This window comes from Nocardia sp. NPDC058658, assembly GCF_042716665.1.
Classification (GTDB): domain Bacteria; phylum Actinomycetota; class Actinomycetes; order Mycobacteriales; family Mycobacteriaceae; genus Nocardia.
In genome coordinates, this window is sequence record NZ_JBHXRR010000003.1 from 293,892 (window position 1) to 317,869 (window position 23,978).

General features: G+C 67.6%; 29 protein-coding genes. 21 read left to right on the plus strand and 8 right to left on the minus strand.

The genetic code is table 11. From position 1 onward, the window contains the following. The first annotated feature begins 22 nt into the window (after nt 1-22). From ACFWUP_RS08615 to pdxS, 9 genes are all read left to right on the plus strand, one after another. Entirely contained in the window at nt 23-511 is a 489-nt protein-coding gene (locus ACFWUP_RS08615; RefSeq protein WP_379232166.1) for a TIGR02611 family protein, read from the plus strand. Next, complete coding sequence (locus ACFWUP_RS08620) at nt 508-1,179, plus strand: (2Fe-2S)-binding protein (RefSeq protein WP_379232168.1); 672 nt, start codon at nt 508-510, stop codon at nt 1,177-1,179. Before ACFWUP_RS08615 ends, ACFWUP_RS08620 begins: the two co-directional genes overlap by 4 nt. A 252-nt stretch (nt 1,180-1,431) precedes the next feature. Next, nucleotides 1,432-3,489, plus strand: coding sequence for a threonine--tRNA ligase (gene thrS / locus ACFWUP_RS08625; protein ID WP_379232170.1), 2,058 nt, complete (start codon nt 1,432-1,434; stop codon nt 3,487-3,489). Further along, nucleotides 3,486-4,040: an HIT family protein gene (locus ACFWUP_RS08630; RefSeq protein ID WP_379232172.1), complete on the plus strand. Its 555-nt coding sequence runs from the start codon at nt 3,486-3,488 to the stop codon at nt 4,038-4,040. The genes thrS and ACFWUP_RS08630 overlap by 4 nt, the downstream gene beginning before the upstream one ends. Before the next feature lie 80 nt (nt 4,041-4,120). Then, nucleotides 4,121-4,783, plus strand: coding sequence for a phosphatidylinositol phosphate synthase (gene pgsA / locus ACFWUP_RS08635; RefSeq protein ID WP_379232174.1), 663 nt, complete (start codon nt 4,121-4,123; stop codon nt 4,781-4,783). Then, nucleotides 4,777-5,703 (plus strand): phosphatidylinositol mannoside acyltransferase, encoded by a 927-nt coding sequence (locus ACFWUP_RS08640; protein ID WP_379232339.1) that lies wholly within the window; start codon nt 4,777-4,779, stop codon nt 5,701-5,703. Before pgsA ends, ACFWUP_RS08640 begins: the two co-directional genes overlap by 7 nt. After that, nucleotides 5,700-6,824: a glycosyltransferase family 4 protein gene (locus ACFWUP_RS08645; protein WP_379232176.1), complete on the plus strand. Its 1,125-nt coding sequence runs from the start codon at nt 5,700-5,702 to the stop codon at nt 6,822-6,824. The genes ACFWUP_RS08640 and ACFWUP_RS08645 overlap by 4 nt, the downstream gene beginning before the upstream one ends. Further along, entirely contained in the window at nt 6,824-7,870 is a 1,047-nt protein-coding gene (locus ACFWUP_RS08650) for an NUDIX domain-containing protein (protein ID WP_379232340.1), read from the plus strand. The genes ACFWUP_RS08645 and ACFWUP_RS08650 overlap by 1 nt, the downstream gene beginning before the upstream one ends. Before the next feature lie 142 nt (nt 7,871-8,012). After that, nucleotides 8,013-8,933: a pyridoxal 5'-phosphate synthase lyase subunit PdxS gene (pdxS, locus tag ACFWUP_RS08655; protein WP_379232178.1), complete on the plus strand. Its 921-nt coding sequence runs from the start codon at nt 8,013-8,015 to the stop codon at nt 8,931-8,933. Here the strand turns inward: pdxS and ACFWUP_RS08660 are convergent. The 3 genes from ACFWUP_RS08660 to ACFWUP_RS08670 all read right to left on the minus strand — a co-directional run bounded on the left by ACFWUP_RS08660 (nt 8,881) and on the right by ACFWUP_RS08670 (nt 11,395). Next, nucleotides 8,881-9,321, minus strand: coding sequence for a hypothetical protein (locus ACFWUP_RS08660; RefSeq protein ID WP_379232180.1), 441 nt, complete (start codon nt 9,319-9,321; stop codon nt 8,881-8,883). The genes pdxS and ACFWUP_RS08660 overlap by 53 nt on opposite strands. A gap of 245 nt (nt 9,322-9,566) precedes the next feature. Beyond that, on the minus strand, nt 9,567-10,211 hold the full coding sequence (locus ACFWUP_RS08665) for a response regulator (protein ID WP_379232182.1): 645 nt from the start codon (nt 10,209-10,211) through the stop codon (nt 9,567-9,569). Continuing rightward, nucleotides 10,208-11,395, minus strand: coding sequence for a sensor histidine kinase (locus tag ACFWUP_RS08670; protein WP_379232184.1), 1,188 nt, complete (start codon nt 11,393-11,395; stop codon nt 10,208-10,210). The genes ACFWUP_RS08665 and ACFWUP_RS08670 overlap by 4 nt, the downstream gene beginning before the upstream one ends. A 139-nt stretch (nt 11,396-11,534) precedes the next feature. Between ACFWUP_RS08670 and ACFWUP_RS08675 the strand changes: the two genes are divergently transcribed. Beyond that, nucleotides 11,535-12,146 carry a hypothetical protein gene (locus tag ACFWUP_RS08675; RefSeq protein ID WP_379232186.1) on the plus strand — a complete coding sequence of 204 codons (612 nt, stop codon included), beginning with the start codon at nt 11,535-11,537 and terminating at the stop codon, nt 12,144-12,146. A gap of 41 nt (nt 12,147-12,187) precedes the next feature. On the opposite strand, the gene ACFWUP_RS08680 is transcribed toward ACFWUP_RS08675, so the two are convergent. Continuing rightward, nucleotides 12,188-12,973, minus strand: a complete 786-nt coding sequence (locus ACFWUP_RS08680) for a hypothetical protein (RefSeq protein WP_379232188.1) — start codon at nt 12,971-12,973, stop codon at nt 12,188-12,190. A 116-nt stretch (nt 12,974-13,089) separates the two neighbouring features. Between ACFWUP_RS08680 and ACFWUP_RS08685 the strand changes: the two genes are divergently transcribed. The 3 genes from ACFWUP_RS08685 (at nt 13,090) to ACFWUP_RS08695 (ending at nt 15,350) form a co-directional block, all read left to right on the plus strand. Next, the gene (locus ACFWUP_RS08685) at nt 13,090-13,824 is read left to right on the plus strand and encodes a sulfite exporter TauE/SafE family protein (RefSeq protein ID WP_379232189.1); all 735 of its coding nucleotides are present in this window, start codon (nt 13,090-13,092) and stop codon (nt 13,822-13,824) included. Between the two features lie 50 nt (nt 13,825-13,874). Further along, entirely contained in the window at nt 13,875-14,657 is a 783-nt protein-coding gene (locus ACFWUP_RS08690; RefSeq protein WP_379232191.1) for an inositol monophosphatase family protein, read from the plus strand. 192 nt (nt 14,658-14,849) lie between these two features. Then, nucleotides 14,850-15,350 carry a hypothetical protein gene (locus ACFWUP_RS08695; protein WP_379232192.1) on the plus strand — a complete coding sequence of 167 codons (501 nt, stop codon included), beginning with the start codon at nt 14,850-14,852 and terminating at the stop codon, nt 15,348-15,350. Between the two features lie 70 nt (nt 15,351-15,420). Here ACFWUP_RS08695 and ACFWUP_RS08700 read toward each other — a convergent pair whose 3' ends face one another. Then, nucleotides 15,421-16,029: a hypothetical protein gene (locus tag ACFWUP_RS08700; RefSeq protein WP_379232194.1), complete on the minus strand. Its 609-nt coding sequence runs from the start codon at nt 16,027-16,029 to the stop codon at nt 15,421-15,423. 80 nt (nt 16,030-16,109) lie between these two features. Here ACFWUP_RS08700 and ACFWUP_RS08705 point away from each other — a divergent pair, with 80 nt between their 5' ends. The 3 genes from ACFWUP_RS08705 (at nt 16,110) to ACFWUP_RS08715 (ending at nt 18,471) form a co-directional block, all read left to right on the plus strand. Then, nucleotides 16,110-16,931: an acyl-CoA thioesterase gene (locus ACFWUP_RS08705; protein ID WP_379232196.1), complete on the plus strand. Its 822-nt coding sequence runs from the start codon at nt 16,110-16,112 to the stop codon at nt 16,929-16,931. 69 nt (nt 16,932-17,000) lie between these two features. Then, nucleotides 17,001-17,621: a pyridoxal 5'-phosphate synthase glutaminase subunit PdxT gene (pdxT, locus tag ACFWUP_RS08710; RefSeq protein ID WP_379232197.1), complete on the plus strand. Its 621-nt coding sequence runs from the start codon at nt 17,001-17,003 to the stop codon at nt 17,619-17,621. Between the two features lie 94 nt (nt 17,622-17,715). Further along, nucleotides 17,716-18,471: a YebC/PmpR family DNA-binding transcriptional regulator gene (locus ACFWUP_RS08715; protein ID WP_067452155.1), complete on the plus strand. Its 756-nt coding sequence runs from the start codon at nt 17,716-17,718 to the stop codon at nt 18,469-18,471. A gap of 55 nt (nt 18,472-18,526) precedes the next feature. On the opposite strand, the gene ACFWUP_RS08720 is transcribed toward ACFWUP_RS08715, so the two are convergent. Continuing rightward, nucleotides 18,527-19,027, minus strand: a complete 501-nt coding sequence (locus ACFWUP_RS08720) for an SRPBCC domain-containing protein (protein WP_379232199.1) — start codon at nt 19,025-19,027, stop codon at nt 18,527-18,529. An 85-nt stretch (nt 19,028-19,112) separates the two neighbouring features. Here ACFWUP_RS08720 and ACFWUP_RS08725 point away from each other — a divergent pair, with 85 nt between their 5' ends. The 5 genes from ACFWUP_RS08725 to ACFWUP_RS08745 all read left to right on the plus strand — a co-directional run bounded on the left by ACFWUP_RS08725 (nt 19,113) and on the right by ACFWUP_RS08745 (nt 22,544). Further along, entirely contained in the window at nt 19,113-19,622 is a 510-nt protein-coding gene (locus tag ACFWUP_RS08725) for an O-acetyl-ADP-ribose deacetylase (protein WP_379232201.1), read from the plus strand. Between the two features lie 93 nt (nt 19,623-19,715). Beyond that, on the plus strand, nt 19,716-20,285 hold the full coding sequence (gene ruvC / locus ACFWUP_RS08730) for a crossover junction endodeoxyribonuclease RuvC (RefSeq protein ID WP_379232342.1): 570 nt from the start codon (nt 19,716-19,718) through the stop codon (nt 20,283-20,285). Next, on the plus strand, nt 20,282-20,881 hold the full coding sequence (ruvA, locus tag ACFWUP_RS08735; RefSeq protein ID WP_379232203.1) for a Holliday junction branch migration protein RuvA: 600 nt from the start codon (nt 20,282-20,284) through the stop codon (nt 20,879-20,881). The genes ruvC and ruvA overlap by 4 nt, the downstream gene beginning before the upstream one ends. A 3-nt stretch (nt 20,882-20,884) precedes the next feature. Then, a complete protein-coding gene (gene ruvB, locus ACFWUP_RS08740) occupies nt 20,885-21,979 on the plus strand; it encodes a Holliday junction branch migration DNA helicase RuvB (protein WP_379232205.1) in 1,095 nt (364 codons plus the stop codon). Nucleotides 21,980-22,031: 52 nt separating this feature from the next. Then, nucleotides 22,032-22,544 (plus strand): GtrA family protein, encoded by a 513-nt coding sequence (locus tag ACFWUP_RS08745; RefSeq protein ID WP_379232206.1) that lies wholly within the window; start codon nt 22,032-22,034, stop codon nt 22,542-22,544. Nucleotides 22,545-22,666: 122 nt separating this feature from the next. Here the strand turns inward: ACFWUP_RS08745 and ACFWUP_RS08750 are convergent, their stop codons facing one another. After that, entirely contained in the window at nt 22,667-23,242 is a 576-nt protein-coding gene (locus tag ACFWUP_RS08750; protein WP_379232208.1) for a DivIVA domain-containing protein, read from the minus strand. Between the two features lie 36 nt (nt 23,243-23,278). Continuing rightward, complete coding sequence (locus tag ACFWUP_RS08755; RefSeq protein WP_379232210.1) at nt 23,279-23,908, minus strand: TetR/AcrR family transcriptional regulator; 630 nt, start codon at nt 23,906-23,908, stop codon at nt 23,279-23,281. Between the last annotated feature and the right edge of the window lie 70 nt (nt 23,909-23,978).

Here is a 23,978-nt window from a genome sequence, read left to right on the forward strand (position 1 = left end):
GTCGGACTCGTAGGCTGGAACGATGACCAGCGATCCGACCGCAGCCGACAGCGTCACCGACCGCTCCGATCCCGCGGACACCGATTCCGCCGGATCGGGGCGGTTCGCCGCTTTCAAGGAGCGCTGGCGCGCCTTCCGCGAAGGCCTCGCGCATCGCCCTACCCTCGAGCTCGGTTACCGCATCGTCGTCGGCGTGGTCGGCGGACTGGTACTGCTGATCGGGATCATCACGATCCCGTACCCCGGACCCGGCTGGGCGCTGGTGTTCGCGGGATTCGGCATCCTGGCCACCGAGTTCACCTGGGCCCATCACGCCCTGACCTGGGTGCGCGGCAAGTACCGGATCGTCATGGACTGGTACACCTCGCGCGGCTGGTTCATCAAGGTGCTCGGCGCGGTGGGTACCTTCGCCCTCGTCATGGTGACGTTGTGGCTGCTCGGTACGTTTTCGATGGTCGCAGGGTGGATCGGAGTCGATTGGTCATGGTTACGCAGTCCCCTGATGTCGTGAGCACCGCTCCCGGCCACCTCCTCACCGACCCGGGCTGGGTCGCCGCCAAGATCGACGCGATGAGCCACACCTGGGGCACCGATGTGCCGAGAGTCGCGGGCACGCTGTGGTGGTGCATGGTCGCCTCGACGCTGGTCGAGCAGATCGCCGTCGCCTACGCGGCAGGCACCCCGGCTCCGGTCGCCGCGCTCGGCGAATTCGACTGTGTGGTCCGCCCGGACGGTGGTGTCGAGCACGTGCGGTTCCGCCGGGTGCCGGTCGACGCCAACGGGCGATCTGTGCGCTCGGACGTCGGCGGCGAGAGCGGTGCGGCAGCGGACGACGAGGTCGCGACCGCCCTGCGCGACACCTTGACCACCGTGATCTCCCAGGTCGCGGCTGTTTCCGGGGCCGGGGCACCCTCGTTGTGGGCGGTCGTCGCCGATGCAATAGGCAACCGAGCCTTGGATGCGGGCTCCCCGGAGGCGGCGACCCGGCTGGCGGCGGATGTGGGCTCGCGCCTGCCGACCCCGCGATTCGTCACTGTCGAAGGCCGCACGTTCGTTCGTCGCGCCTCGTGTTGCCTGGTCTACGAGGCGCCGGGTCGGGAAATGTGCACCAGCTGTCCGAAACGCGCGCCCGCCGATCGCGCGGAACGCCTCGCCGCCGCCGCGCGGGCCCGGCTCTGAAACGACGCTCTCGGCCACGCGGAACGACGGGATCGTAGGCGGCGTGGCGGATTGCGCTCGACGCTGGTTCGGCCGGAAAGCGCGGTCGCCTCACCGTTGCCGACGCGAATCTGCGCTGTCGTTCACCAACACGCGGTCGTAGGTCCATCGTCACGGCCTGTCGGCGGTCCCGATAGCATGGGCGACGCAGGAAGGACCCTGCGCGCGAACGGCCGGATCGACCCGGCCCACGATGTCAAGGAGAACATTCCCGTGACCACCTCTGCACCCATCCGTCCAGTCGCTCTCGTCCGGGTGCAGGCGGGGACTACCGCGGGCGCAGCGGTGCGGGAAGCGGGCCTGCCCACCAAGGGACCCGACACGATCGTGGTCGTGCGCGATGTCGACGGTGCGCTCAAGGATCTGTCGTGGATCCCGGAAGAAGACGTCGACGTCGAGCCGGTCGCCGCGAACACCGAGGACGGACGTAGCGTGATCCGGCACTCGGCCGCACACGTGCTGGCCCAGGCCGTGCAGCAGGAGTTCCCCGACGCCAGACTCGGCATCGGCCCGCCGATCAAGGACGGCTTCTACTACGACTTCCAGGTCGACAAGCCCTTCACCCCCGAGGATCTGGCCAAGCTGGAATCCCGGATGAAGAAGATCGTCAAAGGCGCGCAACGCTTTTCGCGTCGTGTCGTCGAGGTCGACGACGCCCGCGTCGAACTGGCCAACGAGCCGTTCAAGCTCGAGCTGATCAGCGACAAGTCCGGCATCGACGATCCCGAGATCATGGAGGTCGGCGGCAACGAGCTGACCATCTACGACAACCTCGACCCGCGCACCGGTGAAAAGCTGTGGGGTGACCTGTGCCGCGGCCCGCACATCCCCACCACCAAGTTCATCCCCGCCTTCAAGCTGACCCGATCCTCGGCCGCCTACTGGCGGGGCGACCAGGACCGCGAGGACCTACAGCGCGTGTACGGCACCGCGTGGGAATCCACCGAGGCGATGGACGCCTACCTGGAGCTGCTGGCCGAGGCCGAGCGCCGCGACCACCGCAAGCTCGGCCTCGAACTGGACCTGTTCTCCTTCCCCGACGAGCTCGGTTCGGGCCTGCCGGTGTTCCACCCCAAGGGCGGCATCATCCGCAAGGAGATGGAGGAGTACTCGCGCCAGCGCCACATCGAGGCGGGCTACGAGTTCGTCAACACCCCGCACATCACCAAGGGCGCGCTGTTCGAGACCTCCGGGCACCTCGATTGGTACAAGGACGGCATGTTCCCGGCCATGCACCTGGATGCCGAGCTCAACGAAGACGGCACCGTGCGCAAGCCCGGCCAGGACTACTACGTCAAGCCGATGAACTGCCCGATGCACAACCTGATCTTCCGGGCGCGCGGCCGCTCCTACCGCGAATTGCCGTTGCGCATGTTCGAATTCGGTTCGGTGTACCGCTACGAGAAGTCCGGCGTGGTGCACGGCCTGACCCGCGTGCGCGGCATGACCCAGGACGACGCGCACATCTACTGCACCAAAGAGCAGATGCACGCCGAGCTCACCAGCACCCTGCAGTTCGTCCTCGGCCTGCTGAAGGACTACGGCCTCGACGACTTCTACCTCGAGCTGTCCACCAAGGACCCGAAGAAGTACGTGGGTTCGGACGAGCTGTGGGCCGAGGCCACCGAAACCCTCGAAAAGGTCGCTGAGGCTTCGGGTTTGGATCTGGTGCCCGATCCGGGCGGCGCCGCGTTCTACGGCCCGAAGATCTCCGTGCAGGTCAAGGACGCGCTGGGCCGCACCTGGCAGATGTCGACCGTGCAGCTCGACTTCAACCTGCCCGACCGGTTCGACCTCGAATACACCTCCTCCGACGGCACCAAGCAGCGTCCGGTGATGATCCACCGCGCCCTGTTCGGCTCGATCGAACGCTTCTTCGGCGTGCTCACCGAGCACTACGCCGGTGCGTTCCCCGCGTGGCTGTCGCCGGTGCAGGTCGTCGGCATCCCGGTCGCGGAAAACTTTGCCCCGCACCTGGATTCGGTGATCGAGCAGCTGCGTGACGCGGGCGTGCGGGCTCAGGTGGACCGCAGCGACGATCGTATGCAGAAGAAGATCTTCAACCAGACCGCGCAGAAGGTGCCGTTCATGCTCCTGGCAGGCGCGCGCGACGTCGAAGCCGACGCGGTGAGCTTCCGGTTCCGCGACGGCACCCAGGTCAACACCGTGCCGGTCGCCGACGCGATCGCCACCATCACCGCCTGGGTCCGCAACCGGGAGAACGCCTCGCCCACCGCGGAGGGGTTCGAGATCGTCAAGGTCTCCTCATGAGCGAGCCCATCGCCCCCGGCGCCGGTGAGATCGTCGACGCCGGCGCGGGGCAGCCCGATCGCCTGCAGCGGCTGTGGACGCCGTACCGGATGTCCTACATCACCGGTGAGGTCAAACCCAAGGACGCGACCGGGCATCCGTTCACCGATATCCCCAAGATGTCGGACGAAGACGGCCTGATCATCGCCCGCGGCGAGAATGTTTACGCCGTGCTCAACTTGTACCCGTACAACCCAGGGCACATGATGGTGGTGCCGTACCGCCGGGTAGCCGACCTGGAGGACCTCACGCCCGCCGAGAGCGCGGAACTGATGGCCTTCACGCAGCGGGCCATTCGCGTGATGAAGCAGGTCTCGCGGCCTGCCGGATTCAACGTGGGTCTCAATCTCGGTGGGGTGGCCGGTGGTTCGCTCGCCGACCACCTGCACCAGCACATCGTGCCGCGCTGGGGCGGGGATGCGAACTTCATCACCGTGGTCGGCGGGGTGAAGGTGATGCCTCAGTTGTTGCGCGAGACGCGGCAGCTGCTGGCGGAGGCATGGGAGGCGTAGATGTGTGACCATCGCGAAGCCGCACACTTCGCAGCCGATCGGGTGCGGGTGTCCCGCAGGTTGCAGGAGGAATAAAGACCGTGCTCAGCTTCTTCGGCCGCCAGACGTTCGCGAAAGCGACTGCGCCGCTGGGCAAAGCGCTCGTCGGGACGGGGCTCACCCCGGACGCGATGACACTGATCGGCACCACTGCGACGATCGCCGCCGCGGTGACCCTGTTTCCCTCCGGGCACCTGTTCTGGGGAACGCTGGTCATCTGGTTGTTCGTCATGTTCGACATGCTCGACGGCGCGATGGCGCGCGCCCGCGGCGGCGGTACGAAGTACGGCGCGGTCCTCGACGCCACCTGTGACCGGGTGGCCGACGGCGCGATCTTCGGTGGGCTCGCCTGGTGGGCGGTCTATCACGAGCACAGCAGGGAACTGTTCGCGGTCACCTTGGTCGTGCTGGTGACCTCGCAGGTGATCTCCTATGCCAAGGCTCGCGCCGAGGCGAGCGGACTGTCAGCGGACGGCGGGCTGATCGAACGCCCGGATCGCCTGGTTCTCGTGCTGGTCGGCACCGGGCTCACCGGCATCGGCGGGCACTGGGGGATCGGCTGGCTGACCTGGGCCATCTATGTGGCGATGTGGGTGCTGGCGGTGCTGAGCATTGTGACGGTGTTCCAGCGGGTGCTGGCCGTGCGTAATTCGCCGGGTGCCAGGGTGGTCATTCCGCCCGCACCGCAGCAGGAGGCATCGTGAGTCTCAAAGATCAGCTGAGCGACTGGGGCTATGCCGCGGGCTGGCGTCTGGTGCGTTCGGCACCGGAAGGGTTGGCGCGCAAGGTTTTCAACTTCGGTGCCGACCGTGCGGTGAAGGACGGTGGCCCGGAACAGTTGCGGCGCAACCTGTCTCGCGTCCTCGGTGTGCCCGCCGATCAGGTGCCCGACGAGCTGATGCGGGCGAGCATGCGCTCCTATGCCCGTTACTGGCGTGAGGCCTTCCGACTGCCGTCGATGGACCACGCTGCCATCGACTACCACGTCGACGGCCTGGAATACCTCGACGCCAGCCTCGAACAGGGCCGCGGTGTCATCTTCGTGCTGCCGCACTCGGGCAACTGGGACATGGCCGGGGTGTGGCTGGTGCAGCACTACGACACCTTCACCACCGTGGCCGAACGGCTCAAACCGGAATCGCTGTTCGAACGGTTCGTCGCCTATCGCGAAAGCCTCGGCTTCGAAGTGTTCCCGCTGACCGGCGGCGAACAGCCACCCTTCGTCCCGCTCACGCAGCGGTTGCGCGAGAACCGGGTCGTCTGCCTGATGGGCGAACGCGACCTCACCGGAAAAGGCGTGCCCGTCGACTTCTTCGGCGAACGCACCTGGATGCCTGCGGGCGCGGCCAAACTGGCCATCGAGACCGGTGCCGCGCTCATGCCCGTCCATGCCTGGTTCACCACCGAAGCCGACGGCACCGAGGGCTGGGGTCTGAAAGTCGATGCGCCGCTGGATGTTTCCGGCGGCGTGGCGGCGGCGACGCAGCTGCTGGCCGATGCTTTCGCGGCGAACATCGCCCAACACCCGGCCGACTGGCACATGCTACAGCCGCTCTGGGAAGGCGATCTGTCATCCGAACGCCTGTCGCGGATCAGCGCGCAGCAGGCGGGTGGCCAGCGGTGAAGATCGGGATGATCTGCCCGTATTCGTTCGACGTTCCCGGCGGTGTGCAGGCGCATGTGGTCGAGCTGGCCCGTGTCTTCATCGAACGCGGGCACAAGGTGAGCGTGCTCGCCCCCGCCTCCGACGACACACCGCTGCCGGATTTCGTCGTCTCGGCGGGTCGCGCGGTCGCGATTCCCTACAACGGGTCGGTGGCGCGACTGTCGTTCGGCCCCATGGCCTACACCAGGATTCGCCGTTGGATCGACAGCAACGACTTCGACGTGCTCCACATCCACGAACCCAACGCCCCCAGTCTGTCGATGCTGGCGCTCAAGATCGCCGAAGGTCCCATCGTGGCAACCTTCCACACCTCGACCACGAAGTCGTTGGTGCTCAGCACTTTTCAGGGAGTGCTGCGCCCATATCACGAGAAGATCAGCGGGCGGATCGCCGTGTCCGAGCTGGCCCGGCGCTGGCAGGTCGAGGCGCTCGGATCCGATGCGGTGGAGATCCCCAACGGTGTCGATGTGTCGGCGTTCGCGCGCGGTGAGCCACTGGACGGGTATCCGCGCGCGGGCCGTACGGTGCTGTTCCTCGGCCGCTACGACGAACCGCGCAAGGGCATGGACGTGCTGCTCGGCGCGCTTCCCGCGCTCATCGAACACCACCCCGACGTGGAGATCCTCATCGTCGGGCGCGGTGACGAGGAGCGGCTGCGGCGTGAAGCAGGCGAGCACGCGGGGCACCTGCGGTTCCTCGGGCAGGTCTCCGATGAGGAGAAAGCTGCCGCGCTGCGCAGTGCCGATGTGTACGTCGCGCCGAACCTGGGTGGCGAGAGTTTCGGCATCATCCTGATCGAGGCGATGGCGGCGGGCACTCCCGTGGTCGCGAGCGAACTCGATGCGTTCCGGCGCGTGTTGCGCGACGGGACAGCCGGCGTGCTCACCCCGATCGGCGACTCCGACGCGCTGGCCACTGCGATCGACACGCTGCTCACCGACGACGAGACCCGCGAACGTCTGGTCAGCACCGCGACCCAGGTGGTCGCGAGCTACGACTGGCCGGTCGTGGCCGAACAGATCCTGCGCGTGTACGAGACCGTCACCGTCGGTGACAACCGGGTGCGGGCCGCCGGATGATCACCTTCTCCGCGACCACGGTCCTCGTTCTCGGGCTGATCGCGCTGCTCGTACTCGCCCTCGGCGTGTGGGCCTACTCCACCGCTAACCGCCTCGACCGGCTGCACGTGCGCTCCGATCAGTCCTGGCAGGCCCTCGACGCGGCCCTGGCCCGGCGTGCGGTGGTGGCGCGCGCGGTGGCCATGTCCGAGGCCGGACCGGTGAGCACCGATCCGCGCCGGGCCGAACGGGCCGCCCAGCTCGCCGCACTCGCCGATCGTGCCGAACGCGTCGACCGCAGCGACCGGGAAACGGTCGAAAACCAGCTCTCCGCCGCGCTGTCACTCGTCGACATCGACCACCTGCGACCCCAGTTGGTCGCCGAACTCGCCGATGCCGAGGCCCGCGTGCTGATCGCGCGCCGCTTCCACAACGACGCCGTCCGCGACACCCTCGCCCTGCGCACCCGCCGACCCGTGCGCATCCTGCAACTCGGCGGCACCGCCCCGCTGCCGCACTACTTCGAGATCACCGAACGCGCGACCCCCGCCGCCGCCACCGGCCTCGTCGTCCACACCACCCGCACCTCCGCGCGGGTGGTCCTGCTCGATGAGCAGGACCGCGTGCTGCTGCTGCGCGGCCACGACCCGATGATCCCCGAGGTCGCCTTCTGGTTCACCGTCGGCGGCGGCGTCGAACCGGGGGAGAATCTGCGTGATGCGGCCGTCCGCGAAACCTACGAGGAAACCGGCCAGCGCGTCGACCCCTCGTCATTGCGCGGCCCGCTGTGGCGTCGCGTCGCGGTGTTTCCGTTCAACGGCGAACTCATTCGCTCCGAAGAACTGTTCTTCACCCTGCGCTCCCCGGGTTTCGAATGGCGCCCCGCCGACCTCGACGCCCTGGAACGCCGCACGATCACCGACCACCGCTGGTGCACCGCCGACGACATCCGCGCGCTCGACGCCAAGGGCGAGGCCGTGTACCCCTACCACCTCGACGAGTTGCTCGCCGAAGCCGTGACCGCCGCGGAGGACGACACCGAACACGTGGTCCGCTCGATCCGCTGAGCGGGCAAGGCCAGCTGGCAGCGGGTTCCGCATCGCCGCTGGTCGTAAGAAGGCCAGTCGTGCTCAACTGGCTATGAAGCCCGAATTCGGGCAGCTCTAGAATCGACGGTGAACCCGTACCCGAGCGACTTGATTGGCGCCCATGACACAGGAGACATTCGTGACTACGCCTGAGACCACCAACACCGTCGGCACCGCCCGCGTCAAGCGCGGCATGGCCGAGATGCTCAAGGGTGGCGTGATCATGGATGTGGTCAACGCCGAGCAGGCCAAGATCGCCGAAGACGCCGGCGCCGTGGCCGTGATGGCGCTCGAGCGGGTGCCCGCCGACATCCGCGCCCAGGGCGGCGTGTCCCGGATGAGCGACCCGGACATGATCGACGGCATCATCGCCGCGGTCTCCATCCCCGTGATGGCCAAGGCCCGCATCGGCCACTTCGTCGAGGCGCAGATCCTGCAGAGCCTTGGCGTGGACTACATCGACGAGTCCGAGGTCCTCACCCCCGCCGACTACGCCAACCACATCGACAAGTGGAACTTCACCGTCCCCTTCGTCTGTGGCGCCACCAACCTCGGCGAGGCCCTGCGCCGCATCACCGAAGGCGCGGCCATGATCCGCTCGAAAGGTGAAGCAGGCACCGGCGACGTCTCCAACGCCACCACCCACATGCGCACCATCCGCGGCGAGATCCGCCGCCTGACCTCGCTGTCCGAGGACGAACTGTTCGTGGCCGCCAAGGAACTGCAGGCCCCCTACGAACTGGTCCGCGAGGTCGCCCAGACCGGCAAGCTCCCCGTCGTCATGTTCACCGCGGGCGGCATCGCCACCCCCGCCGACGCCGCCATGATGATGCAGCTCGGCGCCGAAGGCGTCTTCGTCGGCTCCGGCATCTTCAAGTCCGGCAACCCCGAACAGCGCGCCGCCGCCATCGTCAAGGCCACCACCTTCTACGACGACCCGGACGTGCTGGCCAAGGTCTCCCGCGGCCTGGGCGAAGCCATGGTCGGCATCAACGTCGAAGAAATCCCCCAGCCCCACCGCCTCGCCGAGCGCGGCTGGTGATCTTTCGCCCGAAGTTGTTCGGGCACTGAACAATTCGAAGGTGGGCCCGTCCATTTCGGACGGGCCCACGTTCGTCTGCCCCGGCGAAGATGTTCCAGTCGACGGTGAAATAGCCGTTCGGGATGCCCGCGATGGCGAGATCGTCGCGGTCGACGGCGAGGTTGTGATCGTCTTCGAGTCTGCCGGTAGCGTGCATGCTCGTATAGGCGCACTGGTCGAGGTCGTCGAGAGTGCACAGCAGCTCGGCGCCTGGGTACGTTGCGCTCAACGCCTCCAGTGCGTCGAACCGATCCGTGAATCCGCCGGCTTCGTCCAGTCGGGCGACGGAGTTCGAATCCAGACGATTGCGTCCAACGGGTTCGCCGGATTCGAAAAGAGTGATCTGCACCGGGCCATCGTGACACGGTGTGGTGCTTGCGACTCGCCGAACAGTGGGTTGCTGCTTGTTCAGGGGTGGGGGCGAAAGGCCGGGATAGAACTGTGGTGCCGATCACTGTGATTTGGCAGAATCAGCGACTTGGAGGTTGCAGAACAGCGACTTGGAGCCGGCAGAGGTCGTCCGGGCACGCCTCTCGCGGGATGCGGATGTCCCTGAGGCGACCGTGACCGCCTACCTCGATCTCGTCGGCGCTTTCAGAAGATGCCCTGTTCGTGGGCGTAGATCGCGGCCTGGGTGCGGTCGCGGACGCCGAGGCGGTTGAGGATGCTCGAGATGTGGTTCTTGACGGTGCCCTCGCTGAGGTAGAGGGCTCTGGCGATTTCGCGATTGGCGGCGCCGGTGGCGAGGAGGCGCAGAACGTCGGTTTCGCGGTCGGTGAGGTCGATGGTCGGGCGGGGGATGCGGGATCGGACCATCGCGGCGAGGCGGGTGGTGACGGCGGCGGAGTACTGATCGACGCCCGCGTGCGCGAGGCGGATCGCCTGGGCCAGTTCGGTGGCGGGGAGGTCTTTGAGCAGATAGCCGGACGCACCCGCATGCAGGGCCGCGACGATATAGCCGTCGTCGTCGAAGGTGGTGAGCATCAGCACCGTCGCCAGGCCGCGCAATCGCGTCGCCGCCTCGACGCCGTCCACTCCGGGCATGCGCACGTCCATCAGCACCACGTCCGGGGTCAGCGCGGTGGCGAGTTCGACTGCGTCGGAACCATTTTCGGCCGTGCCGATCACTTCGATACCGGGCTGCAGGGCGAGCAGTGCGGCGATCCCCTCGCGAACGAGACGTTCGTCATCGGCGATCAGTACCCGCACGGTTGGCACGGTGTCCGACCTGCCGGTCATCGCGCCACTGCCGGGATCGTCGCGAGGAGGCGAGTTCCCCTGGCGCCGGACATGATCCGCACGTTGCCGCCGACCATGTCGAGACGTTCGCGCATCCCGGACAGTCCCTGTCCTTCGACCGTGCCCGGCGCGAAACCTGTTCCGTTGTCTGCGATATCGAGGACGGCGGCGCTCGTGCCGAGGTCGACACGGGCCGCGACAGTGGTGGCGCCGGAGTGGCGGCGGGCGTTGGTGAGCGCCTCCTGGGCGGCGAGATACAGGGCGAGGCGGACGGGTTCGCCGACGGTGTCCTCGGTGCCGGTGACATCGAGAGTCACGGCGAAGGCGGGGTCGTCGAGTCGGGCCGCGAGGGCTTTCAGCGAGGTCGCGAGGGTGAACTGCGTAGTGTCGCCGCGCAGATGGCCGACCGCGCGACGGACCTCGTCGAGGGCGAGCCGGACGGAATTGCGGCCCTCGGCCAGTGCTCGGTCGGCGACGGAGGTGTCCAGCGTTCGGTAGGCGGCGGATTTCTCGAGCTGGATCGCGGTGACCACGAGGTGGTGGCCGACGCTGTCGTGGATATCGCGGGCGATTCGGGTGCGCTCGGCGACGGTGGCAAGCGACACCGCCTGGTCGGCGTACTCACGCAGCCGGACGTGTGCGTCGGTCAGTTCGGTGACCAGCGTCTCGGCACGCCGCCGCCCGGCCTCCTCACGTTCGGCGATCACCGCGATCGCGAGCGCGAAGACGACGCCGATCGTGAGCATCAGCAGATCCGAGAGGGCTTCGGGATCGTCGCGCACCGCGGGTTGCCCGAGGACGAGGACCCCGGCGAGCAGCAGCCCGCCACCGGCGAGTGCGTATGCCACTCGATGTCCGACCGTGAAATACGCGGTCAGCGGGACCAGGACGAACAGGACTTTCGCGTTGCCGCTGCTGTCGAGCGCGGTGATCAGCGTGTAGAGGCCGGCACGGACGATGAGCCCGGCGACCGCGATCGCCTGCGTGCCTGGCCCCCGGGATGCCGCGCTGGGCGTGAACCGCCCTTCGACGATTTCCAGCACACAGGCGACAACGAGGGCCCCGGCGAAAGCACTGAGCCGGACAGGTTCGACGGGAGCGGTCGAGGCGACCGCGAGTCCGGCGAGCAACACCGAGACGTAGAGGAAACACGCCACCCAGGTCAGTGCGCGCGGTCGATGCATTTCCCGAGCTTATGGGCCGATCCGGCACACGGACAGGGCCGCGCGGCGAATGTAGCCGAAAGTCATGGGTCGCCCGGCACTTACCGCCGTGACCACCGGATTCCTACCGTCGACCACAACATCGAGAAGGGATTTCGACATGGACACACGAGCACTACTTCGCCTCGGCGGCATCAGCGGCCTGATCGGTGGCGCATCGATCGCCCTCGCCGGCGCCTGCGAACTGGTCGCCGACGGCAAGACACCGCTCACCCAGGTCCTCAACGGCACCGCCGTCCCGTTCGGAATCGGTCTGCTGGTGGCGCTGTACGCCCTGCTGCACCAGCGCCTCGGCCGTTTCGGGGCGCTTGCCTTCGCCACCCAGTTTCTCGGCTTCGGTTATTTCGCCGGCGTAGCTTTCGCCAAGAATTTCGTCCTGGTGTATCTGGACAAACCGGTCGTGGACGAATTGCTTACCACCCCAGCCAAATCCGCCTTCCTCGCCACCGCGATCCTTGCCCTGACCGGCACCCTGCTCTTCGGCGCGGCCCTGCTGCGGAGCGCGGCAGTCCCTCGCACAGCCGCGATCCTCTACACCGTCGGTTTATCCGTCCTCTGCCTGACGTTCCTGCTCCCCGCCCCGGTGGTCCGCGTCGGCCACGTCGTCGCCGGCGTCGGCATGGTCTGGCTGGCATGGACCGTGTGGTCGAGCGTCACCTCGAAGCCGACGGCTGTCGCGTTCGGTCGGCCAGGTCTCGATCCAGTGCGATAGCGATCGGCGAGTGGGTGTCCGGAGTCGCGGGCACCCGCTGCCTACGGCTGGCCCGAGGCTCCCTCGGTGTCGGTGGTGAGGGCGTCGGCGTAGTTTTCGGCGTAGCCGAGGATGAGGTGGCGTTGGGTGGGGAGTTGGACGGCCAGTTCGTGCCAGGCGATGGCGGTGGGGGAGCCGTAGAGGTGGGTGAGGTCGGTGACCAGGGCGGCGGCTTGTTCGGGAGTGGGGGGTGTGGGGCGGGCGAAGGCGAGGAGGGAGGCGCCGATGGCGAGGTGACGGTAGCCGTGGGTGGCCATGCGGCGGATGACGGTGTGGTTGTCGTAGGTGGACCAGTCGTCGGCGAAATAGCCGTTGGGGATGCCGGCGATGGCGAGGTCGTCGCGGTCGACCGGGACGCGCTGGATCAGGACCACGTCGTCGACCACGCGGTCGGGGGACCGGTTGGCGGTGACGAGGGCGGTGAGTTCGTCCTCGGAGGCGTTGCGGGTGTCGCGCAGGGCTTCCCAGGGGACGCGGGCGGCCGGGTTGTCGAGCAGCGCGGCGATCCGGGCGACGGCGTTGTTGTCGAAGTGGTGGGAGGCGACGGGGTCGTCGTGGTCGGTGCCGTCGTCGTCGACCAGGCCGAGGGTGGCGTGCATGCTCGTGTACGCGCACTGTCCGAGGTCGTCGAGCGTGCACAGGATCCTGACACCGGGATGATCCATGCGGACCAGCTCGGCCGCGTCGAGCAGTTGGGCGAAGGTGGTGACGTCGTCGAGGCGGGCAACGGTGTTGGAGTCCAGCCGGTTACGTCGAACGGGTGGTTCGCCCGGCTCGAAAGTCGTCATCTGCACTCCGCCATCCTGGCACGGCCTTCGGCGCGTCGGAGTGATCCCGGCGCGGGTGGTCCGGTCGGGTCTTGCCCGGAAATTGCTGCCAACTGGGCATACCGTACAGTCGGTCTGTGACCGCGCTCGACTTGTCCTTGCTGGTCGTCGCGGGATTCTTCACCGGCTTGATCGGTTTCGTCACCGGGATGGCCTCGATCGTCTCCTATCCGGCGCTGCTGGCCGCCGGTCTGCCGCCGGTCGCGGCCAATGTCACCAACACCGTCGCCATGGTCGCGGTCGGTGTCGGGGCGACCGCGAATTCCGGACGCGAACTCACAGGGCGCGGGCCCACACTGGTGCGCTGGGCGGTTCTCGCGGCTGTGGGCGGGCTCCTCGGTGCGCTGGCGCTGCTGGTCGCTCCGGACGGGGCATTCGAGGTGGTCGTGCCGTTCCTGGTCGCCATGGCCTCGATCGCGCTACTGGTGCAACCACTGGTTCGACGGCATATCGGCGAATTGAGCGCGCCCTGGGTCGTGCCGGTCGGCATCCTGCTCACGTCGGTATACGGCGGCTATTTCGGTGCGGGCGCGGGCGTGATCTACCTGTCGATGATGATGCTGTGCACCTCCGAATCCCTGTGGAGCGCTTCGGTTCTCAAGAGTTTCCTGCTCGGTGTCGCGAACCTGGTCGCCGCGGTGGGGTTCGCGGTCTTCGGGCCGGTGCACTGGGTCGCGGCACTGGCGTTGGGCGCGGGTGCGCTGGCGGGTGGCTGGTGTGGTCCGCCGGTGGTGAAGGTGATTCCGCCGAATGCGTTGCGGGTGGCGGTCGGGATCGGCGGGCTCGGCCTCGCTGTGTACTTGGCCACGTAGGTCCGCGAGTTCTGCTGCCGGTGGGCGGCGCGGTCCGTAGCCTGGAGACGGTGCACCACTCGGATAGTGAAATCGCAATCCACGCAACAGAACTCGCTTCGCAAGTGATTCGCTCGGCGTTCCGCGCTCCACTCGATCACTACGCCAAACAGGGCGACGATTTCGCCACGCAGGCCGACATCGCGGCGGAAAAAGTCATCCTCGATGCGCTCGCGGTGGCCTGTCCGGGCGACCGGTTCGTCGCCGAGGAATCCGGCATCACCGGATCGGCCCGCAGCGAACGGACATGGTTCGTCGACCCACTCTGCGGCACAAGGAATTTCGCGGTCGAAACCCCGTTGGTCGCGGTCAACGTCGCCCTGCGCGAGGGCGACACCGTCAAGGCGGCAGCCACCGCCGATCCGTTCGCCGACGAGGTGTTCTGGACAGCAGGCCACGGCGCGTTCCGGCGCACCGACGGCCACGACGAACCCCTGCGCCCACAAGCCTCCAGCCACCTCGTCGACGTCGACCTCGACAACCCGTTCCCCTGGTCCACCCCGGCCCAACTCTTCGACGCCGAAGCCTTCGCGGCCGAATTCCACCCGCGAGTCCTCTCCACCTCCCTGGCCCTGGCCTGGGTCGCGGCAGGCCGCCGAGCCGCCTACATCACCGGCGGCGACCTCCGCGACAGCGTCCACTTCACCAGCGCGATCGCGATCTGCCAGGCCGCAGGCTGCGTGGTCACCGGCCTCGCCGGCCAACCACTGCACACCGCACCCCACGGCCTGATCGCCGCGGCCGACGCACACACCCACGCCCGACTCGTCGACGCGATCGCCGGTCTGCGGTGACGTAGCAGGGAGTCATGCTGGGATGCACCACAATCCGATGCATCTCACAGACCCACGTTGTCTGTGTCTCAGGGTTTCCTCAAAATTGCTGGGTAGCGTCCGGGCCGTGGCATCGAGGCCTGCGCTGTGTGGCGTGGTTCCGGGCCGTCGCCCGACAGGGCGAGATAGTCGACCCGACGTAAGGACGAGTGGATGAAGTTTCGTAGGACCGGACGAGTCGCGATCGCAGGACTGGCTGTGGTCGCTGCCCTCGGGCTGAGCGCGTGCAGTGACGACAAGGGCGGCACCACGCCCAAGACCACTACGAGCGCCAAGACCACGGCCAACGGCGCGCCCACCGCGGAACTGCCTGCCGTGCCGACTGTCGAGCAGCTCAACGCCCAGCTCACCATGGCGCTTGACCCGTCGATCCCCAACGACCAGAAGCTGGACTTCGTGCAGGGCATCGAGGCCGATCCCGAGCTGCCGAACCGCTTGGCGCAGGCCGTGCAGGACAACAGCGTCCAGATCCAGGTCACCGAGGTGACGTCCTTCGGTGAGAGCGTCAACGCCAAGGCCAACTTCACGCTCAACGGTCAGGTCAATGTCGTCGATGTGCCGTTCGTGGCCGATCAGGGCAAGTGGAAGGTCCAGAAGTCGTGGGCCTGCGGCATGCTGACCAACCTGGGTCAGACCTCGGTCGCCTGCGCCTGATCGTCTGCGCGCTCGAGCCCCGTTCGGAATTTTCGGACGGGGCTTTCGTGTGTGACTGTGCCGCAACGGTTCAGCTGCGCAGGGCTGCCCGATCTGGATGATCCCAGCGAACGGTCCACGTCGCGTCCTCGGGATTCTCGGCTGTGTGATCGCGCACAGCGGGCAACGTCCACTGCTGATCGGCGGGCGTAAGGCGCAGCGCCGCTTGATCACTCAGTTCCAGCCGGACGGTGAGATCGAAGTCGAGCCCGCGTCCCAGCAGCATCGGTCCCGCGAGAATCAACACCAGATCCGCCTGCGCGGTGCGAATCGCCGCCCGCGCCGACCGATCTCGCTGTTCATCCCACAGCGCGGGCAACCAGCGCCCGTCCTCGCGCATCGCGTCGAGGATCTCGCGCCGCAGCGCTTCATAGTCGAACCATGCTGTGCGATAAGACCATTCGTCATCGCGCCCGTATTCCATGCGCAACGACGCGGGCCGCACGAAATCGTGCACCGACACCACCGCGGCCGATCGACCCCGATCCGTGAGCGTCTCCACGATCCGACGACCGAGCTCGACGGGCACGGCGGCATCGGCACCGTCGATCGCGAGTACCCGCCGCCCCGGCAGTTCGACGAGCCGGTCGGCGACGAGTCGGGCCAGGGCCGTGGGCGAGGTGGGGGTGAACGTCGGCACCCGACCATCACAGCAAATTCCGGACCGTCGTGGGAGAGCCGGACAAACCGCACGGTCGGTGAGGCGATAATCTCGAGCGCATGGCGACAATCGAAGAGGCGCTCGCGATCGAGCGGCTGGAGCGCGACATCTTCCGCGGCGCGTCCACGGAGTCTCAGCTACCGCGCACCTTCGGCGGTCAGGTGGCCGGGCAGGCGCTGGTCTCGGCGGTGCGCACCGTCGACCCCACCTTCCAGGTGCATTCGCTGCACGGCTACTTCCTGCGGCCGGGCAATCCGGAAGAACCCACCGTCTACCTGGTCGAACGCATCCGCGACGGCCGGTCTTTCTGCACCAGGCGCGTCACCGGTGTGCAGGACGGGCAGGCGATCTTCATGATGTCGGCCTCGTTCCATCACGGTGACGAAGGGCCGGAGCACCAGGACGTGATGCCCGCGGTCGAAGGTCCCGACGACCTGCCGGACGCCAGCGTGAGCATGAGCCCCGAACGGCTGTGGGCGATGCGCGAATGGGAACACTGGGACATCCGCACGGTCCCGCAGGAGCAGGTCGTCGCCCGTGACGGCGCCGTGTCCGCGCAGCAGGTGTGGTTCCGGTACCGCCATCCGCTGCCCGACGACCCGATGTTCCACGTCTGCACGCTCGCCTACATGAGCGATATGACGCTGCTCGGCTCGTCGAAGGTGATCCACCCCGACGAACCCACCCAGAACGCCTCGCTCGACCACGCCATGTGGTTCCTTCGCCCGTTCCGCGCCGACGAATGGCTGCTCTACGACCAGTCCTCGCCCTCGGCCGGTTTCGGTCGCGCGCTGACCGGCGGCAAGATCTGGGACCGCGAAGGCAACCTGGTCGCCGCAGTCGTCCAGGAGGGCCTGATCCGCACCCCGCGCCACAAGTAGCGGACCGCACGCCGTGGGAACGCCGACGTGAGCGGGCACACATCGCGCGGGCTCGTAAGCTCGACGGCTGTGAACGCTTCCTCGACTGCTGCCCGCCCGACCATCGGCGTCCTCGCGCTGCAGGGTGACGTGCGCGAACACGTTGCCGCGCTGGAACACTGCGGGGCGAACCCGGTGCTGGTGCGGCGCGAGTCGGAACTGGCGGCCGTCGACGGGCTGGTCCTGCCCGGTGGTGAGTCGACCGCGATCTCGAAGCTGCTGCAGGCGTTCGACCTGCTGGAACCGCTGCGGGCGCGACTGCGCGACGGACTGCCGGCGTTCGGGTCGTGCGCGGGGATGATCCTGCTCGCCTCGGAAGTCCTCGATACTCGCGCCGACGCCCAGCACCTGTCCGGGATCGATATGACGGTGCGGCGCAACGCCTTCGGACGTCAGGTCGACTCCTTCGAGACCGACCTGGACTTCACCGGCCTCGACACGCCCGTGCGCGCGGTGTTCATCCGCGCCCCGTGGGTGGAGCGGGTCGGCGACGACGTCGAGGTGCTGGCGCGGGTGCCGCACGGTCCCGCGCAGGGCCGCATCGTGGCAGCCAGGCAGGGCAACGTGGTGGCGACCTCGTTCCACCCCGAGGTCACCGGCGATCTGCGGGTGCACGAACTGTTCGTCGACATGGTCCGCCGCGCGCGGTGAAACCCCGCGTCGGCGGGCGCGACGGGGGAGTGAGTAGGCTGGATCGAGCTTGTCCGCCCGGGCAGACGCGCAACCGACTTGAAGGAAGTAGGGCATGAGCGGCCACTCCAAATGGGCCACCACCAAGCACAAGAAGGCGGGAATCGACGCCAAGCGCGGCAAACTCTTCGCCAAGCTGATCAAGAACATCGAGGTGGCGGCCCGCACTGGTGGTAGTGACCCTGCGGGCAATCCGACGCTGTTCGACGCCATCCAGAAGGCGAAGAAGACCTCGGTCCCCAACGACAACATCGAGCGCGCCCGCAAGCGCGGCGGTGGTGAAGAAGCCGGCGGCGCCGACTGGCAGACGATCATGTACGAGGGCTACGGGCCCAACGGTGTCGCCGTGCTGATCGAGTGCCTCACCGACAACCGCAATCGCGCCGCGGGCGAGGTCCGGCTGGCGATGACCCGCAACGGCGGCAACATGGCCGATCCGGGTTCGGTGTCGTACCTGTTCGCCCGCAAGGGTGTGGTGACGCTCGAGAAGAACGGGCTGTCCGAGGACGACGTCCTCGAGACGGTCCTCGACGCGGGCGCCGAAGACGTCAACGATCACGGCGATGTCTTCGAGATCATCTCCGAGCCCGGCGATCTGATCGCGGTGCGCTCGGCCCTGCAGGCCGCCAACATCGACTACGACTCCGCCGAGTCCGGTTTCCAGGCGTCGGTGTCGGTCGCGGTCGACGCCGAGGGTGCGCGCAAGGTGTTCAAGCTGGTCGATGCGCTCGAAGACAGCGACGATGTGCAGAACGTGTACACCAATGTCGACATCTCCGACGAGGTCGCCGCGGAACTCGACGACGAGTAGTCAGGTTTTCCGTTGACCCGCCCCGGCCGTGAATTCGGCTGGGGCGGTTCACGTTTCAAGAAGTCTGCTGTTCGTAGTAACCCGACATCGACGGATAGTAGTCGGCGAAATCCGGTAGTTCGGTGTGCGTGCACGCGGCGACGAACATGTCCGCGTAGTACTCCCAGCCCGGCCCGATCTGCGGGATCTCCGCCAGCTGGTATTCCGAGGTCAGATGGTGGACCAGACGCAATGTGGTGGCCGCGCCGGTGTCGAGCAGCGTCACCTCGAGTCGCCACAGCCCGATCTGGTCGGTCGAGGAGATCCCCAGGTGCAGCGGCGGTGTGCAGTCATCGATGCGCATATCCGTCCACGGCTCACCCTCCTCGAACCGCATCTGCACCCGGATGGTGTTCCCGGTCCCCACCTGCCCCTCCCAGGTCCCGTACCACCCCGCCGTCAGATGCGGATCGGTCAACCGCGCCCACACCTCCTCGATCGGCAACCCCAACGACCGCGAGATCACCAGATCCCGCCCCTCAGGCGTCACCGTGATCTCGCCGGTAGGTATGGCCATCTGCGGTTCTCCTCGTCTCGGGTCACCCAAGCCTGACCTACTCGACGGTACCCGCGCTCGCGATCCACCCCGGCACAATGAGGACATGACGCGTATCGAAGCCGTCCGCGGCGACATCACCGAACAGCAGGTGGACGCGGTCGTCAACGCCGCGAACTCCTCCCTGCTCGGCGGCGGCGGAGTAGACGGGGCCATCCACCGCAAAGGCGGCCCGCAGATCCTGTCCGAATGCCGCGACCTGCGCGCCTCGCACTACGGCAAAGGCCTGCGCACCGGCCAAGCGGTCGCGACCACCGCAGGCCGTCTACCAGCACGCTGGGTGATCCACACCGTCGGCCCCGTCTGGTCCGCCACCGAAGACCGCTCCGCCCTCCTCGCCTCGTGCTACCGCGAATCCCTACGCGTCGCAGACGAATTGGGTGCGACAACCGTCGCCTTCCCAGCGATCTCCACCGGCATCTTCGGCTGGCCGATGGACGACGGCGCGCGAATCGCCGTCGAGACAGTGCGCGCGGCCGACACGAACGCGACCCTGGTGCGATTCGTACTGTTCGACGATCGCGCGCTCGAGGCCTTCACCGCCGCGCTCGGGTAGCGCTCGCCGGTCAGGGTCGTGTCGTTGGTCGGGCGGAAGTCGGGGATGCTCTAGACTTTCGAACAACTGTTCGTGTCTTCGAAGGGGTGGCCGGTGCGGGTGATGGGCGTCGATCCCGGGCTCACCCGGTGCGGGCTCAGCATGGTCGACAGTGGGCCCGGCCGGAAGGTGGTCGCCCTCGATGTCGGGGTGGTGCGGACGCCACCGGATGCCGAGTTGGCCTTGCGATTGATGGCTGTGGCGGATGCCGCCGAGGAGTGGATGGATACGCACAAGCCTGAGGCGGTCGCGATCGAGCGGGTGTTCGCGCAGCACAACGTGCGGACCGCGATGGGGACCGCGCAGGCCGGTGGGGTGATCGCGTTGGCCGCTGCTCGGCGGGGGATTCGGGTGGCGTTTCATACGCCCAGTGAGGTGAAAGCTGCTGTGACCGGGAACGGAACGGCGGACAAAGCGCAGGTCACCGCGATGGTGACGCGGATTCTCGGTTTACAGGTTGCCCCGAAACCGGCCGATGCCGCCGACGCGCTCGCACTCGCCATCTGTCATTGTTGGCGGGCGCCGCTGTTGGACCGGATGGCGGCCGCGCAGGCGCAGGCCGACGAGGTCCGACGCCGCTACGAACAGAAGCTCGCCGAACAACGGAAGGTGGTGCGCGGGTGATCGCGTCGGTACGCGGAGAGGTACTCGAGATCGCGCTCGATCACGTGGTGATCGAAGCGGCGGGCATCGGCTACCGGCTCAATGCCACCCCGGCCACCCTCGCCGGGCTCACCCGCGGCGAAGAAACGCGCCTCTACACGACCATGATCGTGCGCGAGGACTCGATGACCCTGTTCGGGTTCGCCGACACCGAAGCACGCGAACTGTTCGCGCTGCTGCAGACCGTCACCGGGGTCGGCCCACGCCTGGCGATGGCCGTGCTGGCCGTGCTCGAACCCGAGGCGCTGCGAAAAGCGTTGGCCGAGAGCAATGTTGCCGCGCTGACCCGGGTGCCGGGCATCGGTAAACGCGGTGCCGAGCGGATGGTCGTCGAACTGCGCGACAAGGTGAACCAGGTGGCGGTGCCGACCGGCCCGCCCGGCGCCCAAACGCCGAATACCCCTGTGCGCGAACAGGTTTCCGAGGCGCTCATCGGTCTCGGCTTCCCCGCGAAGCAGGCCGAACAGGCCGTCGACGCCGTGCTCGCCGACCAGCCGGCCGCCACCACCTCGGTGGCCTTGCGCGCGGCGCTCGGCCTGCTCGGTAAGAACAGGTAGACCGTGGACGACGACTTCGACAGCTTCGACGAATCCGACGAATCCGACCTCACCGCCCGCTATCTCAGCACCGACGGCGAAGCCGAAACCGGGCTGCGCCCCACCTCTCTCGACACCTTCATCGGCCAGCCCCGCGTGCGCGAACAGCTCGCACTGGTCCTGCGCGGCGCCCGCCAGCGCGGCGCCACCCCCGACCACGTGCTGCTGTCGGGACCGCCAGGCCTCGGCAAGACCAGCATGGCGATGATCATCGCGGGCGAACTCGGCACCGCCCTGCGCATTACCTCCGGCCCGGCACTGGAACGCGCGGGCGACCTCGCCGCCATGCTGTCCAACCTGGTCGAGGGCGATGTGCTGTTCATCGACGAGATCCACCGCATGGCCCGCCCGGCCGAGGAAATGCTGTACCTGGCGATGGAGGACTTCCGCGTCGACGTGGTCGTCGGCAAGGGGCCGGGCGCTACCTCGATCCCCCTCGATATCGCCCCGTTCACCCTGGTCGGCGCCACCACCCGCTCGGGTGCGCTCACCGGACCGCTGCGCGACCGCTTCGGCTTCACCGGGCACATGGACTTCTACGACCCGGCCGAACTGCTGCAGATCCTCACCCGCTCGGCCCGCATCCTCGGTGTCCAGATCGACCCCGACGCCGCCGCCGAAGTGGCCGGACGCTCGCGTGGCACCCCGCGTATCGCCAACCGGCTGCTGCGCCGGGTTCGTGACTACGCCGAGGTCAGGGCGGACGGGTTCATCACCCATCCCATCGCGATGGCGGCGCTCGAGGTCTACGACGTCGACGCCCTCGGCCTCGACCGGCTCGACCGCGCGGTCCTCGGCGCGCTCGTGCGTGGCTTCGGCGGGGGACCGGTGGGTGTCTCGACCCTCGCTGTCGCCGTCGGCGAGGAAGCGGCCACCGTGGAAGAGGTCTGCGAACCGTTCCTGGTACGCGCCGGACTCGTCGCCCGCACCCCACGCGGCCGGGTCGCGACCGCGGGCGCCTGGGAACATCTGGGCTTGGTGCCGCCCCCTGATCTGGTCATCGGCGCCATCGAAGTGCGTGGGCGAGAACCACAGCCGATCACCGACCGCTACGAGTAACAGCCCCGCTCCGGGCGGGCGCGGCACCGCAACGTCGTCTACTGTCGATTCAGTGGCAGTCCTAGAGGTGGTGCAGCGGTTCCCCGAGCCGTTGCGTTCCCTGCTCCTGAAGCATCGGGAACTACTGAAATTCGCCGTCGTCGGCGCGATGACCTGGTTCATCGACACGGGCGTGGTGTACGCGGTGAAACTGACGGTGCTCGGCGACAAGCCGCTGACCGCGCGCCTGCTCGGCGCGCTGATCGCGACCATCGCCTCCTACATCCTCAACCGCGAGTGGTCCTTCCGCGCCCGCGGCGGCAGGCAGCGCAGTCACGAGGCCGCCCTGTTCTTCGCGGTCAGCGCACTGGGCATCGCGGTCACCATGATCCCGCAGGCGATCTCGCTCTACGCGCTGAATCTGCGTGTGCCGCACGTGGATCCGACGGTGCAGATGGTCGCCAACTTCATCTCGGGCCAGATCCTCGGCGTCCTGCTGGCCATGGCTTTCCGCTTCTGGGCCTTCCGTCGCTACGTCTTCCCCGACGACCTCCGCGAAGCCGAACTCCACAGCATCCAAGGATAGGCCCACGATGCTGGTTTTCGGTCGCCTTGCGATGGACTGACCATAGGGTGCGACGAAGGAGTGCCCGGCGGGAGGGAAGAGCAAGGGAACAGGCCGAAAACCCGCGGCGCCAGCCGCAAAGATTACCGCCGTTCGGCGTTCTCGAGGGCGGTGATCACCAGGTCGAGGAAAGCGTCTACCTCTTCGCGGGCGTAACCGCGGGTGCCGAGGCGGGTGTCGTTGAAGCGCACGCCACGCACATCGGAGGTGGTGAGACTGCCGGGCCCGTTGTGGGCCAGGGTGGCCGCGACCAGGTCGAGGAAGGCGTCGACCTCTTCCTCGTGGTAGCCGCGCCTGCCGACCGCGGACTGGGTGAAGCGCATGCGGTGCACGTCGTCGGGGGTGAGCATCTCGGCGACATCGTCGCCCAGCCGCGCCGCCGGAACCGGAGCCCCGCCCTTCTGCCGATGTTCGAGCTCGGTCCGCACCCGGTCGAGGAAATCGTCGACCTGATCGGCCTGATACCCGCGACCGCCGAAACGCGGTGCGCCGAAATGCACGTGGCGGATGTCGTCGGCGGTGAGTCCACCCTGCCCGTCGAGCGTGGCCGAGACCTTCTCCATGAAGGCATCGACCTCGTCTGCGTGGTAGCCGCGATGCCCCAGATTCGGCATGGCGAAGTGGGTGCGGCTCACATCGTCGGGCGTCACAGCGGTCATTGTCTCAGGATTGCCCTTCTATCCCACGGCTTTTCATTATCGGGCAGCGGCGCGCACGCCATCGATGAACAGCCGCCGCACGGCGTGACTGTACACCGACATCGCTGCCGGATCAGGGGTTCGGATGCCCGCGACGAGCCCGGCGACGATCATGCCCAGCGCTGCCTTGGCGGTATTGGCGGTGTCGATGTCGGCGCGCAGGTACCCGACGCGAACACCGTGGTCGAGGTAGCGGGTCATGAGGACCTCGGTGGCGTCGACCAGGCCGTACACCCGCTCGGTGAGTTCGTCGTCGATGCCGGTGGCGTGGAACAGCAGCAGGTGCGCCGGGCGCGGATCGTCGAGCAGGACGTGGGTGAGCGAGTCGCCGATCCGGTCGAGCAGTTCGGCGTACTCGTCGATGGTGGCGGCGCTTTCGGGTTCCGAGTCGTTGTCGAGCGCGCCGAAGATTCGCCCGCTCACCTCGTCGATGACATGGTCGATGATGTCGCGCTTGTTCGCGAAGTACCGGTAGAAGGTGCCGTGACCGATGCGAAGGCGCGTGGCGATGTCGGCGATTCCGGTGGCGTGATAGCCCTTCTCGGCGAAGCAGTCGAACGCGGTATCGATGATGTCCCTGCGCAATTCGGCTTTGCGTAGGTCGATGCGCGAGGGTGGCTTCGTCACATTGACGATGTTACATTCGACGTAATCAGAATGACGTGTCATTCTGCAGGTTCGGCATTCGCATGCGGTG

Excerpts from the sequence above, each read along its gene's own strand:
- ACFWUP_RS08615 (WP_379232166.1), top strand. The coding sequence starts at position 23 with ATGACCAGCGATCCGACCGCAGCCGACAGCGTCACCGACCGCTCCGAT.
- ACFWUP_RS08630 (WP_379232172.1), top strand. The coding sequence starts at position 3,486 with ATGAGCGAGCCCATCGCCCCCGGCGCCGGTGAGATCGTCGACGCCGGC.
- pdxS (WP_379232178.1), top strand. The coding sequence starts at position 8,013 with ATGACACAGGAGACATTCGTGACTACGCCTGAGACCACCAACACCGTC.
- ACFWUP_RS08665 (WP_379232182.1), bottom strand. The coding sequence starts at position 10,211 with ATGACCGGCAGGTCGGACACCGTGCCAACCGTGCGGGTACTGATCGCC.
- ACFWUP_RS08670 (WP_379232184.1), bottom strand. The coding sequence starts at position 11,395 with ATGCATCGACCGCGCGCACTGACCTGGGTGGCGTGTTTCCTCTACGTC.
- ACFWUP_RS08675 (WP_379232186.1), top strand. The coding sequence starts at position 11,535 with ATGGACACACGAGCACTACTTCGCCTCGGCGGCATCAGCGGCCTGATC.
- ACFWUP_RS08680 (WP_379232188.1), bottom strand. The coding sequence starts at position 12,973 with ATGACGACTTTCGAGCCGGGCGAACCACCCGTTCGACGTAACCGGCTG.
- ACFWUP_RS08695 (WP_379232192.1), top strand. The coding sequence starts at position 14,850 with ATGAAGTTTCGTAGGACCGGACGAGTCGCGATCGCAGGACTGGCTGTG.
- ACFWUP_RS08705 (WP_379232196.1), top strand. The coding sequence starts at position 16,110 with ATGGCGACAATCGAAGAGGCGCTCGCGATCGAGCGGCTGGAGCGCGAC.
- ACFWUP_RS08715 (WP_067452155.1), top strand. The coding sequence starts at position 17,716 with ATGAGCGGCCACTCCAAATGGGCCACCACCAAGCACAAGAAGGCGGGA.
- ACFWUP_RS08720 (WP_379232199.1), bottom strand. The coding sequence starts at position 19,027 with ATGGCCATACCTACCGGCGAGATCACGGTGACGCCTGAGGGGCGGGAT.
- ACFWUP_RS08725 (WP_379232201.1), top strand. The coding sequence starts at position 19,113 with ATGACGCGTATCGAAGCCGTCCGCGGCGACATCACCGAACAGCAGGTG.
- ACFWUP_RS08750 (WP_379232208.1), bottom strand. The coding sequence starts at position 23,242 with ATGACCGCTGTGACGCCCGACGATGTGAGCCGCACCCACTTCGCCATG.